Here is a 12,648-nt window from a genome sequence, read left to right as displayed (position 1 = left end):
CGGCAGAGCACAGCCATGGTAAGGCTGGTGTCGTCGGTTCGATTCCGACAGGGGGCTCTGCAAGGCGGCGTAGCTCAGTAGGTAAGAGCACACGGCTCATAATCGTGGGGTCGTCGGTTCGAGTCCGACCGCCGCTACTGCGCCCGGGTGGGACCAGCGCCCGGGCTCTCAAACAGGTTGCTCACGACCTTGGACTGCTCGGCGTTGTCGGGCTGCACGGTCTGGTAGAACTGGGCGTTTAGTGGACGTAATCGTTCAGTACGGTGAGGCAGAGACACGTGCGTGGAGTGAACGCCAAGGGTGGACTTGCTAGGGTATAGTGGTGGCGTTGGTCGGTGCCGATTATTCTTATAGTCGAGTTTCGGTCCGGAGTTTTGATGTTGGTCGCGTTGATTGTTCATGACGCGGCTCGGAGAGGTAAATAATGGCAAAGAATGAGAAGCGAGTCAAGGTTACGTTAGCATGCGAAGAGTGCAAGCGTCGCAACTACATCACGACGAAGAACAAGCAGAATGATCGCGAGCGCATCGAGATGCGCAAGTTCTGCCAGTGGGATCGCCGTCATACGCTTCACAAGGAGACACGCTGACCGCGCCAAAGGCGTTGCAGGCCGTCGGTGACCTCAAGCCAAGCTTCGAGGAGATCCTGAAGAGGACTCAACGGGCCAGCGCGAGTCTGGCGATGAGGATTTTGGGAGATGCTGAGAGCGTCGGTGATGTGCTGCAGGATGCCTATCTCAACGTCTATCGTTCGTTGGAGCGCTTTCGGGGAGACTCCAAATGTGAGACTTGGGTCTACCGAATCGTAGTGAACTCGGCGCTCGGTCATCTTCGGGCTCGGAATCGGATCACCCATCGGGAATGCTCGCTCGAGGTCTGTTCACCGATTGCATCGGAGGTGAGTCGCGAGGACCCCAACGAGTCCACCGCCGCTGTGGTGGATCTCATCGCGCTACTCGACAGGGTGCCACTGTCAACGCGAGAGTTGCTTGTGATGCGATACGGTATGGGCTACAGCGTGCGGATGATCGCTGATGTAACGGGTCAAACGGAGTCAAATGTGAAGGTTCGCCTGTATCGTGCGCGTAAGCAGCTAGCCCTTCTCTTTGCGCAAGAGGCGGCCAACTCGGCAACAGAGGGTGCCAACGATGGGGATCCCCTGATAAGCTGGTAGCCCATAGAGGGTAGTAGCTCAATTGGTAGAGCACCGGTCTCCAAAACCGGGGGTTGGGGGTTCGAGTCCCTCCTGCCCTGCTGGTAGAGTGGCAACTTTTGTGAAGTACGAGGTTTTGACGTGAATCGCGAGACGAAGCGGTTGATGGCGCGCCAACAGATGGCGCCAGAGAAGAAGCAGGACGCTGTCCGCCGTTCGAAGACGAAATCGAAGCGGACCAGGGAAAATGGCCGTATTCGCGCCTATTTCAGTTCAGTCATCACCGAGCTGAAGCTGGTGGACTGGCCGACTCGTGCCCAGGTGCGCAGTTACGCTACCGTTGTGTTCGTCACGCTTGTTTTTGTAGTGGGTCTTATCTTTTTGTTGAACCTCCTGTTCTCGACCGGTGTGACCAAGCTGTACGGTTGAGGCAGAGGATTGTGGGAGTAGTAGCGGTGTCAGACGAACAGGTTTCCAGTGAACAGGTTTCCAGTGAAGAGGTTTCTGATGGAGTTTTCCAGCAGGCCAATGGTGTGGGAGAGGAAGCTGCTCACGATTTAGCAGGCGATGGCGGAGAAGATCTGCGTGGTGACGGTGCACTAAGCACTGATAAGTCTGTCGTGGGAGATCCTGACCAGGGTGACGCGGTCCAAAACGATGCCACCGAGGATGATGATGTGGTTGTTGATGATGCTTCTGAGGTCGATGTTGTTGAGGAGGAGTTTCTTGACGAGGTCGTAGAGTCACCATACGATCGTGCTGGAGCCTGGTACGTGGTGCATTGTTATTCAGGTTACGAAAATAAGGTGAAGACAAATCTTTTTGCTCGTGTCAAGTCGCTCAATCTCGATGAGCGAATCTACGAGGTCGAGATCCCGATGGAGGATGTGGCCGAGATCAAGAATGGCAAAAGGGTGTCGGTCCGACGAAAGGTGTTTCCTGGCTACGTGATGGTCCGTGCTGACATGGACGACGAGGTGTGGACGGCGATCCGTAACACGCCAGGGATCACCTCATTTGTGGGATCTGGATCCAAACCAACTCCACTCTCCAAACGGGAAGTAGAGTCGATGCTCGCCTTCAAGACGCCCGAAGAGATGCGCACGACGACCGTCCGCAAGGCGACCCACGGATTTGAGATTGGCGATACGGTACAGGTCAAAGAGGGTCCGTTGGCTGACTTCTCGGGACAGATCTCCGAGATCAATGCCGATCAGATGAAGCTCAAGGTGCTTTTCAATATCTTTGGACGCGAGACGCCTGTGGAGCTTGACTTCTCGCAGGTCACCAAAATCTAGCGTTGTCTCACGGTAGTTTCTCACTCTCGTTGAGGTGAGCGCGGGCCCTTGGGGTGCGCAGCGTATATACTTGTCTGGTTCAATGTAAGGAGTTCAGTCATCGTGGCAAAGAAACGTGTCGCAGCCATCGTCAAGATTAATTTGCCTGCTGGGGCGGCAACCCCGGCTCCTCCTGTAGGTACGGCGCTCGGGCCGCATGGGATCCAGACCATGGAGTTCGTGAAGCAGTACAACGCTGCGACCGAGGCTCAGCGTGGCCAAGTGATTCCAGTTGAGGTGACGATCTTTGAGGATCGCTCCTTCAGTTTCGTGCTGAAGACTCCACCGACATCGGAGCTCTTGAAGCAGGCAGCTGGCTTGGAGAAGGGTTCTGCTACCAACCGCCGGGCTTTGGTGGGAACGGTGACGAGGGATCAGGTCGAGGAGATCGCCAAGACCAAGATGCCGGATCTCAACGCCTTCAACTTGGAGTCCGCCATGAAGCAAGTGATCGGTACCGCGATGTCCATGGGTCTTACCGTTGCTGAATAATCGCATTCTCGTGTTGACGAGTTGGAGAGTTTGGAGTTTCTAATGGCTGGGAAAGTGTACAAAGAGCAGATCGCCAAGGTTGATCCTGAGAGGTTGTATCAGCCTCGGGAGGCTCTTGAACTTGTGCAGGCGCTGAGCAAGGCGAAGTTCGATGAGACCGTCGAGCTCGCAGTTCGTCTCGGTGTTGACCCACGAAAGGCTGACCAGATGGTACGTGGTACGGTTGCCTTGCCAAATGGTACTGGCCGAGTGGTGCGTATCGCTGTCTTCGCAGCTGGCGAAGCCGCTGCAGAAGCGAGGGAAGCCGGCGCGGATGTTGTTGGCGCAGACGATCTGGTGGAGCGCGTTACTGGTGGTTTTCTCGATTTCGACGTGGCGATTGCGACGCCGGATTTGATGGGACAGGTGGGTCGCTTGGGTAGGGTCCTGGGTCCGCGAGGTCTCATGCCGAACCCGCGAACCGGTACGGTGACGATGGAGGTCGGCAAAGCCGTCGCGGAGTTCAAGGCGGGTCGCGTGGAGTTTCGAACCGACAAGGTGGGCAATGTGCATGTGCCAATCGGTAAGGTATCCTTCACAACCGTGGCATTGCTGGAAAACTTTAGAGCGGTCATCGATGAGCTCGCTCGTGCAAAGCCAGCCTCCGCAAAGGGTCGTTACTTCCGTTCGGTGCACGTCAGTGCGACTATGACTCCCTCAGTCGGGCTCGACCCCAACAGGATCCGCCTCGTGGACGAAGATTTTCTCGCTGTTGGGGCTGCATAGTCAGGATCACTGCTAGAGTGTAAGACGCCTCGATTCGCTCAAGAGGTCCGGTGCTGTTGCTTAAAACCTGTAATGGGTGCCCGACGAAGCGATCTCTCCGAGTCAGGCACAAGTGGTAAGGAGAGAAAATGGTCGAGAATCCGCGTCCCGCAAAAGTCGCTGTCGTCGAAGAGGTACGAGCGAAGCTCGTCGCCCACGATGTGGTCTTTGTTACTGAGTACCGTGGCTTAAAGGTTGCCGATCTTCAGGTCCTCCGCTCCCAGCTCCGCACGGTTGGAGCAGACTACAAGGTGTTCAAGAATACCTTGGTGCGGATCGCCGCCGTTGAGGCAGGTCGTGAGGCGCTCGTTGAGCTTCTCACCGGACCAAGTGGTTTGGTCTTTAGTGGTACCGATGCCGCTGCAACAGCGAAGGCACTACGCGAGTTTTCACGCACCAACGAGTCGCTTGTCGTCAAGGGGGCACTCTTTGACGGTCAGTTGCTGGATCAGTCTGCTGTGTTCGCCTTGGCGAACTTGCCAAGCCGTGAGGTGTTGCTAGCGCAGCTGGCTGGCTTGATCGCTGCACCAATGGTCTCGTTCGCTTCGGCTTTGAATGCGCTTCCTCGTGACTTCGCGTACGGGTTGAAGGCATTGGTCGATCAGCGAGAGGCCGCCTAGCGTGACGGATGCGGCGGGGTCATACTCGTCGGTCTCCCACTAGACGTTCGTAATAAGTAGCTCGACGTAGTCGTTAGCGTAATCGTCCTCGACAGGACACGAAAGGAAACCAATGGCAGATGTGCAGGCGTTGCTTGACCAGATCTCTGAGATGACGGTAATCGAGCTCTCTGAGCTTTTGAAGGCCTTTGAGGAGCGCTTCGGTGTCACCGCAGCCGCTCCGGTAGCTGTTGCTGCTGCAGGCGCTGCCACGGGCGGCGCTGGTGATGCTGCTGCGGCCGCCGAAGAGCAGGATGAGTTCGATGTCATCTTGACGGCGGCTGGGGAGAAGAAGATCCAAGTGATTAAAGAAGTGCGCGCGCTCACTAATCTTGGGCTTAAGGAAGCCAAGGATCTTGTCGATGCGGCACCGAAGCCGGTGCTCGAGAAGGCCTCGAAGGAGGATGCCGAAAAGGCTAAGGCGCAGCTTGAAGCCGCTGGCGCTACTGTTGAGTTGAAGTAACGTTCGTACGCGCGTCCATGTGTCGTTTGTGCCCGTCTTTTCGGGGACAAACGACACATCGCGTACTTCTTCCATCTATGCTATATGTTGTAGTGTCTTGCCCACCACTGAGCTCTTGAAAAACTCATCTGAGCGACCTTGTCGCTTGCATGAGTTTTTTTGTGTTTTCGGATCTCGTCTAAGGAGTAGTACTTGACCTTGCTTAACCGCTCACCCCAACGTTTCTCGTTTGCGAAACTCCCCCAGGTACTTCCGTTACCTGATCTTATCGCTATTCAGACAGATTCCTTCCGTTGGTTTCTTGAGGAGGGTCTCGCTGAGGCGTTCCATGATATCTCGCCGATCGAGGACTATGGGGGTCAGCTATCGCTCGAGCTCGAGTACGATCCCAACGATCCCGACTTGGCACCCTTCCCGAAGTACTCGGTGGAGGAGTGTAAAGAGAAGGATATGAACTACGCAGCGCCGATTTTTGTGCGAGCGAAGTTCTCCAACAAGAGCACCTACGAGATCAAGGAACAGATCGTCTTCATGGGCGACTTTCCTCTGATGACCGATCGGGGTACTTTTGTGATCAACGGCACGGAGCGTGTCATCGTGTCACAGTTGGTGCGCTCACCTGGAGTGCTCTTTCAACCGGGACGTGATCAACGCACCATCGTTACAGCCACCATCAACCCCTATCGGGGCGAGTGGTTGGAGTTTGATGTTGAGGCACGGCCTGGCCGTGATATCCAGGCAGGGGCACGGGTCGCTCGTAAACGACGGCTGAGCCTCTTCACTTTGTTGCGGGCGGTTGGGTTTTCGGATCCTGCTGATCTGCAAAAGCTCGTGCAACACTTTGATTTCTTGATTCCACAGTGGGAGAAGGAGGATCAGTCCCAGACCGAAGACGAGGCGCTACTTGAGGTCTTCAAACGAGTGCGCCCGGGTGAGCCGCCCAATGCGGATGCTGCGCGTATGTACCTCGAGGGGGCGTTCTTTCAGGCACGACGTTACGATCTCACGCGTGTGGGACGTTACAAGATCGACAAGCGACTCAAACCGGAGATCGCTCGTCTTGAGGATATCCTTGGTCATCCTCTCGACACAGAACATGAGACTCCAGGAGTGCTCTCGCGAGCGGAAGTGGTCGCGACGGCTTCGTACATGTTGCACCTAGCCAGTGGTGAACTGGGGTATCGCTACGACGACCAGGATCACTTCTCGAATCGGCGGGTCCGTAGCGTCGGTGAGCTGATTCAAAATCAGCTCAAGATCGGCCTTTCACGTCTTGAGCGTCTTGTCCGCGAGCGGATGACCACCCAGGATGTGGAGGCGATCACGCCACAGAGCTTGATCAATATTCGTCCAGTCGTAGCTGCGGTGAAGGAGTTCTTCTCCACCAGCCAGCTGTCTCAGTTCATGGACCAGAACAATCCGCTCTCAGGACTGGCGCATAAACGACGTCTCTCTGCGCTCGGACCTGGCGGTCTCTCGCGGGAGCGTGCTGGCTTTGAGGTGCGCGACGTGCACTCGTCCCACTACGGTCGCATGTGCCCGATCGAGACACCAGAGGGGCCGAACATCGGTCTGATCGGTGCTTTGGCGAGTTATGCACGGTTGAATCGCTTCGGTTTTATCGAGACTCCGTACCGCAAGGTGGTCGAGGGTCGTGTGACCGATGACATCGTCTACCTCACTGCTGATGAGGAGGAGGAGTTCATCATCGCTCAGGCGAACGCTCGTCTCGATGCTGATGGACGATTCATCGAGCCCAAGGTGCTGGTCCGTCGTGGACCGCAAGGTGCGGTTGTGAAGGTCGGCGTCAATGAGGTCTCCTACGGTTCGACCTCCGAGGTAGAGTTGGCGACGCCGGACGAGGTGCATCTCATGGATGTCTCCACCTCGCAGGTGGTCTCAGTCTCCACGTCCCTGATTCCCTTTGTCGAGCACGATGACGCCAATCGCGCACTCATGGGTGCCAACATGCAAAAGCAAGCGGTTCCGCTGATGATCCCGGAGGCACCCTTCGTGGGTACCGGGGTCGAGGCTCGTGCGGGGCTCGATGCGGGCGATGTGTTGGTCGCGAAAGGCGCTGGTGTAGTGACTGAGGTGACGGGCGATTCGATCGTCGTCGACTACGACAAGGGTCAGACCGACGGCAATGGGGTCCCCCTCGGAACCAAACGGTATCGCTTGGTGAAGTTTGAGCGCTCCAACCAAAACACCTGTTGGAACCAGCGCCCGCTTGTGGACCAGGGAGACCGTGTGCAAGCCGGGGATCTTTTGGCTGACGGTCCTGCGACACAGAATGGTGAGCTTGGACTGGGCAAGAATCTCCTCGTTGGCTTTATGCCGTGGGAAGGTTACAACTTTGAGGACGCCATTATCATCTCTGAACGGCTGGTAAAGGACGACGTCTTGAGCTCGATTCATATCGAGGAGTTCGAGACGGATGCGCGCGACACGAAGCTCGGTGCCGAGGAGATTACTCGGGATATTCCGAACCTTTCGGAGGAGGCGCTGGCTGATCTCGACGAACGAGGAATCATCCGCGTCGGCGCTGAGGTAGGGCCTGGGGATATTTTGGTGGGCAAGGTCACCCCAAAGGGTGAGACGGAGCTCACTCCCGAGGAACGCCTGTTGCGGGCGATCTTTGGTGAGAAGTCACGCGAGGTGCGCGACACCTCTCTCAGGGTACCGCACGGTGAGTATGGGAAGGTTATCGATATCAAGGTCTTCAGCCGTGATGACTCTACGGAGTTGCCTCCTGGTGTTAACCAGCTGGTCCGGGTCTATGTGGCCCAGCATCGCAAGATCTCTGAAGGCGATAAGTTGGCGGGGCGACACGGCAACAAGGGTGTAATCTCGAAGATTCTTCCACTTGAGGATATGCCTCGAATGGCTGACGGGACGCCGTTGGATATCATTTTGAATCCGCTAGGTGTGCCGTCGCGCATGAACGTCGGTCAGGTCCTCGAGGGGCATCTTGGGTTCGCGGCAAAGTGGGGTTGGACTCCAGTCGAAGCACCAGAGCAGCTGGCCTCGCTGAGTCACAAGACTCGACCACGTGCCATACCAAACACGTGGGTCGCAAGCCCGTCTTTTGACGGTGCACACTGGGACGAGACGGAAGAGGCGGGCGGGTTACCGACGATCAAAGAGTTGCTCACGAACCTCAACCCACAGTCCTTCGATGGCAACCGACTCGTCGGTGAAGATGGCAAGGCGCAGCTCTTCAATGGACGTACCGGAGAACCCTATGACAGCCCAGTCATGGTCGGCTACGTGTATATGATCAAGCTTGCCCATATGGTGGATGACAAGATCCACGCCCGGTCGACGGGACCCTACTCGATGATCACTCAACAGCCACTCGGCGGTAAGGCACAATTCGGTGGTCAGCGCTTCGGTGAGATGGAGGTATGGGCACTTGAGGCCTATGGCGCCGCCTACGCGCTCCAGGAGCTGTTGACCATTAAGTCTGATGACGTGGTCGGACGTGTGAAGGTCTATGAGTCCATCGTCAAGGGTGAGAATATCCCTGAGCCGGGCATCCCGGAGAGCTTCAAGGTGCTGATCAAGGAGATGCAGTCGCTCTGCTTAAATGTGGATGTCTTGTCGCCCACAGGAGAGCGTGTGCAACTGCGTGAACTCGATGAAGATGCATACTCTGCCTCTGAGGATCTTGGAATCAATCTCAGTCGGCCAGAACGCAATGTGGATTATGAAGATGATGGACGTCAGGAGAGAGGGATTTAAATGCTTGATTTGAGCCGATTCGATCAGATAAGAATAGGACTGGCGACCTCTGACGATATCAAGAACTGGTCACGTGGCGAGGTCAAGAAGCCAGAGACGATTAACTATCGCACCCTGCGTCCGGAGCGCGACGGTCTATTCTGCGAGCGTATCTTTGGTCCAACGAAGGATTGGGAATGCGCCTGTGGAAAGTACAAGCGGGTGCGATTTAAGGGGATCGTCTGTGAGCGTTGTGGCGTGGAGGTCACACGAGCCAAGGTGCGTCGCGAGCGGATGGGTCATATCGAACTTGCGGCCCCGGTGGTGCATATCTGGTATCTTCGTGGCACGCGATCCTGGCTCGCCTATCTCCTCATGGGTACGACACCGAAGGAAGAGCTCAAAGCGAAGCAGTTGGAGAAGGTGATCTACTTTGCCGCCAATCTTGTGACTGCAGTCGATGAAGATCGCCGCCATCAGGATCTTCCTAATCTTGAGACGGAGATGCTCGAGGAGATCAAGAGTCTTGAGGACGGTCGCGATATCGAGATCGAGCATCGATTCCAGGATCTCGAGGAGCAGCTTGCAGCCATGGAGGCCGAGGGCGCCAAGGATAGTGATGTCCGAGCACGCCAGCGTCAGCTGGAGAAGGAGATTCAGGCGGTTCGCGAGCGGGCGAATCAGTCGATCGAACTCGTTCGGCGTGCGTTCGACGAGTTTCGGGAGCTCTATCCACGTATGATCATCGAGGATGAGATTCTTTGGAGGGAGTTGCGCGCTCGCTACTCGGAGTACTTCGATGGCGGTATGGGTGCCGAGGCGATCGCTGACTTGATCAACCGCATCGACTTCGACTCTGAGCAGATCAAGCTTCGTGAGATGATCGAACCAACGGATGCACGTCGTCCGCTTTCCGCTCAGCGGCGCCAAAAGGCTATTCGTCGTCTGAAGATCGTCTCCGCTTTTAATCGTCGTGATGAGGATGGCCGCAGGATCAACGATCCGATGGCGATGATTCTCTCCGTGGTGCCGGTGATTCCGCCTGATCTGCGTCCAATGGTGCAGCTCGATGGTGGGCGTTTTGCCACCTCGGACCTGAATGATCTCTATCGTCGGGTGATCAACCGGAACAATCGACTCAAGCGCCTGCTCGACCTTGGCGCGCCGGAGATCATCGTCAACAATGAGAAGCGTATGTTGCAGGAGGCGGTCGACGCACTCTTCGACAACGGACGGCGCGGCCGCCCGGTTGTCGGGCCTGGTAACCGGCCGCTGAAGAGCCTCTCCGATATGTTGAAGGGCAAGCAAGGACGTTTTCGACAGAATCTTCTTGGGAAGCGGGTCGATTACTCGGGTCGCTCGGTCATTGTCGGTGGTCCGACGCTGAAACTCCATCAGTGCGGGCTTCCGAAGTTGATGGCACTCGAACTCTTCAAGCCATTCGTCATGCGAAGGCTGGTAGAGATGGAGTTTGCACAAAATATCAAATCCGCCAAGCGCATGGTAGAACGTCGGCGCCCCCAGGTGTGGGAGGTTCTCGATGGTGTGATTCGGGAGCATCCGGTCCTTTTGAACCGTGCACCGACACTTCACCGACTGGGTATCCAGGCTTTCGAGCCGGTGCTGGTGGAAGGCAAAGCCATTCAGATCCATCCACTGGTGACGACCGCTTTCAATGCCGACTTCGACGGTGATCAGATGGCGGTTCACCTGCCGCTGTCGCCAGAGGCGCAGGCGGAGGCGAGGGTGCTGATGCTCTCAGCGAGCAACATCATCTCACCGGCCACAGGTCGCCCGATCACCGTGCCAAGCTTGGACATGGTCTTTGGGTTGTTCTATCTCACCATTATCCGTGAGGATGAGATCGGTGCCGGTAAGGTCTTTCGACATAACTATGAGGTACGTCGAGCACTCGATGCCAACGAGCTGGGGCTGCATGCCCCGATTCGTCTACGCCAGCTCGGGGTCGATGGTGAGGTCACGGAGCTGAGGACCACCGCGGGTCGGGTGATCTTTAACGAGGCGCTCCCGGAGGATTTTCGCTATGTCAATGAGATTATTGGCAAGAAGAATCTCCCGATCAGTGCCATCGTCGAAGAGGTCGCCAATCGCTATTCTCGCATTACGGTGCAGGTGACGCTGGATGCCATCAAGGATCTCGGTTTCCGGTACGCGACGCAGTCCGGTTTGACGATCTCTATCGATGACGTCAAGACCCCCGTGGCGAAGGCGGAGATTCTCAACCGCTACGAACGCGAGGCCGAGAAGGCAGAGGCGCAGTTCAAGCGTGGCATCATCACTGACGATGAGCGCAAGCAGAAGGAGATTGAGATCTGGACCTCGGCGACGGCGGAGATCGGCCGTGCGATCGATGAGATGCTCGCTGCTGACATCATGAACCCGCTGGGAATGATGATCGAATCGGGGGCTCGTGGTAACCCACAGCAGATTCGGCAGATCTCGGGGATCAAGGGGTTGGTGGCGAATCCACGGGGTGAGATGATTCCCCGGCCGATTAAGTCCTCCTTCCGTGAAGGGCTGCAGGTCCTCGAGTACTTCCTCTCCACCCATGGTGCTCGTAAGGGGCTTGCTGATACCGCCCTACGGACCGCGGACTCGGGCTACCTGACTCGACGTTTGGTGGACGTCGCTCAGGAGATGATTGTTCGGGAGATCGATTGTGAGACGACTCGCGGGATCTGGTTGGAGGATATCCGACCTGACGAGGCGGGTAAGCGTTTTTACGTTGAGACGCGTGCCTTCGGTCGTGTACTTGCCGACTCGGTGCATCTTAATGACGGAAGTGAGATAGGGCGCGGAACTCTGCTCACCGACGCCTTGGTCGCCGCGATCACCGAGGATCCTGAGGTGCAACAGATTCGGGTGCGATCGGCCTTGACGTGCGAGACCTCTCATGGGGTCTGCGCGATGTGCTATGGCAAGTCGCTCGGTGGAGTTGGCCTGATCGAATTGGGTGAGGCCGTCGGAGTGGTTGCCGCACAATCGATCGGAGAGCCGGGGACACAGTTGACGATGCGTACCTTCCACCAAGGAGGTATTGCAGGTTCGGACATCACCCATGGACTCCCGCGCGTCGTTGAGCTCTTTGAGGCTCGTACTCCTCGAGGTGCGGCTATCCTCGCCCATGGTGCGGGGATTGTTCATCTGGTAGATGAGGAGAACGGTCAGCGCGTCACGGTGGTCCATGATGATGGCACCGAAGAGACCTATCTGCTGCCGACACGAGTGCACCTTAACGTGCAGGAAGGCCAAGAGGTAGCAGCCGGTGATCCGCTCGTCGAAGGTCCCAAGGATCCAAAGCAGGTTCTTGAGATCAAGGGTATCCGGGAGACTCAACAGTATCTGGTTGAAGAGGTACAGAAGGTCTATCGGGATCAAGGCGTGCCGATTCACGATAAGCACATCGAACTGATCGTCCGGCAGATGCTCCGACGGGTACTGGTTGCCGAACCGGGTGACTCGCAGTTTCTCCCAGGAGAACGCGTAGAGTCGCAGCAGTATGCTGAGGTCAATCGGGCACTGTTTGCCGAAGGGGCACGGCCAGCCGAAGGTCGACCTGAACTGATGGGGATCACCAAAGCATCGCTCGCGACGGAATCGTGGCTGAGTGCCGCCTCCTTCCAGGAGACGACTCGAGTGCTGACAGAGGCTGCCATCGAGGGTAAGTCGGATCCGTTGCTTGGACTGAAGGAGAATATTATTCTCGGGAAACTGATTCCGGCTGGCTCGGGTGTTCGAGATTATCGGTCGGTTGAGGTCAAGGCACCATTCCATCGCAAGCTGTCATTTTGGAGCTCGGAGGAGGAGAACGAGTCTGGTCCTGAGGATCTCATTGAAGAGGGCTAGATCCTTGCGTGTGTGCGTTAGACTGTCCGATTGGGCCAAGAGCGGCTCTGGGCTGCTCTGCGTGATGGCTATACCAGAATGTATTTGACGAGAGGAACGTCTTGCCTACGATTTCACAGTTAGTTAGAAAGGGTCGCGAGTCCAAGCGGAC

General features: G+C 56.6%; 10 protein-coding genes and 2 tRNA genes. All 12 read left to right on the top strand.

The features are described 5' to 3' along the window. Positions 1-63 precede the first annotated feature (63 nt). A tRNA-Met gene (locus tag M7439_RS00955) sits at positions 64-137 on the top strand. A 287-nt stretch (positions 138-424) separates the two neighbouring features. Further along, positions 425-589: a 50S ribosomal protein L33 gene (rpmG, locus tag M7439_RS00950; RefSeq protein ID WP_081901041.1), complete on the top strand. Its 165-nt coding sequence runs from the start codon at positions 425-427 to the stop codon at positions 587-589. A 14-nt stretch (positions 590-603) separates the two neighbouring features. After that, entirely contained in the window at positions 604-1,173 is a 570-nt protein-coding gene (locus M7439_RS00945) for an RNA polymerase sigma factor (protein WP_298347494.1), read from the top strand. A gap of 7 nt (positions 1,174-1,180) precedes the next feature. Next, positions 1,181-1,253: transfer RNA gene (locus tag M7439_RS00940), tRNA-Trp, on the top strand. A 40-nt stretch (positions 1,254-1,293) separates the two neighbouring features. Beyond that, entirely contained in the window at positions 1,294-1,581 is a 288-nt protein-coding gene (gene secE, locus M7439_RS00935; RefSeq protein ID WP_298347495.1) for a preprotein translocase subunit SecE, read from the top strand. A gap of 26 nt (positions 1,582-1,607) precedes the next feature. Beyond that, positions 1,608-2,450, top strand: a complete 843-nt coding sequence (nusG, locus tag M7439_RS00930; protein ID WP_298347496.1) for a transcription termination/antitermination protein NusG — start codon at positions 1,608-1,610, stop codon at positions 2,448-2,450. A 99-nt stretch (positions 2,451-2,549) separates the two neighbouring features. Then, positions 2,550-2,981, top strand: a complete 432-nt coding sequence (gene rplK, locus M7439_RS00925; RefSeq protein ID WP_298336957.1) for a 50S ribosomal protein L11 — start codon at positions 2,550-2,552, stop codon at positions 2,979-2,981. 42 nt (positions 2,982-3,023) lie between these two features. After that, a complete protein-coding gene (gene rplA, locus M7439_RS00920) occupies positions 3,024-3,746 on the top strand; it encodes a 50S ribosomal protein L1 (RefSeq protein ID WP_298347497.1) in 723 nt (240 codons plus the stop codon). 128 nt (positions 3,747-3,874) lie between these two features. Continuing rightward, positions 3,875-4,405, top strand: a complete 531-nt coding sequence (gene rplJ, locus M7439_RS00915) for a 50S ribosomal protein L10 (protein ID WP_298347498.1) — start codon at positions 3,875-3,877, stop codon at positions 4,403-4,405. Between the two features lie 112 nt (positions 4,406-4,517). After that, positions 4,518-4,907 carry a 50S ribosomal protein L7/L12 gene (gene rplL / locus M7439_RS00910; RefSeq protein ID WP_298347499.1) on the top strand — a complete coding sequence of 130 codons (390 nt, stop codon included), beginning with the start codon at positions 4,518-4,520 and terminating at the stop codon, positions 4,905-4,907. Positions 4,908-5,099: 192 nt separating this feature from the next. Continuing rightward, positions 5,100-8,651, top strand: a complete 3,552-nt coding sequence (rpoB, locus tag M7439_RS00905; RefSeq protein ID WP_298347500.1) for a DNA-directed RNA polymerase subunit beta — start codon at positions 5,100-5,102, stop codon at positions 8,649-8,651. Then, positions 8,652-12,497 carry a DNA-directed RNA polymerase subunit beta' gene (locus M7439_RS00900; RefSeq protein ID WP_298347501.1) on the top strand — a complete coding sequence of 1,282 codons (3,846 nt, stop codon included), beginning with the start codon at positions 8,652-8,654 and terminating at the stop codon, positions 12,495-12,497. It abuts the gene before it with no gap. Positions 12,498-12,648 lie beyond the last annotated feature (151 nt).

Origin of the sequence: Ferrimicrobium sp., assembly GCF_027319265.1 — a bacterium.
Lineage (GTDB): Bacteria > Actinomycetota > Acidimicrobiia > Acidimicrobiales > Acidimicrobiaceae > Ferrimicrobium.
The sequence above is the reverse complement of the archived record's forward strand: the minus strand, read 5'-3'. Positions and strand labels throughout refer to the sequence as shown.

What these genes read in the sequence shown, in the direction of transcription:
- rpmG (WP_081901041.1), top strand. Translation starts at nt 425, where the DNA reads ATGGCAAAGAATGAGAAGCGAGTCAAGGTTACGTTAGCATGCGAAGAG.
- rplA (WP_298347497.1), top strand. Translation starts at nt 3,024, where the DNA reads ATGGCTGGGAAAGTGTACAAAGAGCAGATCGCCAAGGTTGATCCTGAG.
- rplJ (WP_298347498.1), top strand. Translation starts at nt 3,875, where the DNA reads ATGGTCGAGAATCCGCGTCCCGCAAAAGTCGCTGTCGTCGAAGAGGTA.
- rplL (WP_298347499.1), top strand. Translation starts at nt 4,518, where the DNA reads ATGGCAGATGTGCAGGCGTTGCTTGACCAGATCTCTGAGATGACGGTA.
- M7439_RS00900 (WP_298347501.1), top strand. Translation starts at nt 8,652, where the DNA reads ATGCTTGATTTGAGCCGATTCGATCAGATAAGAATAGGACTGGCGACC.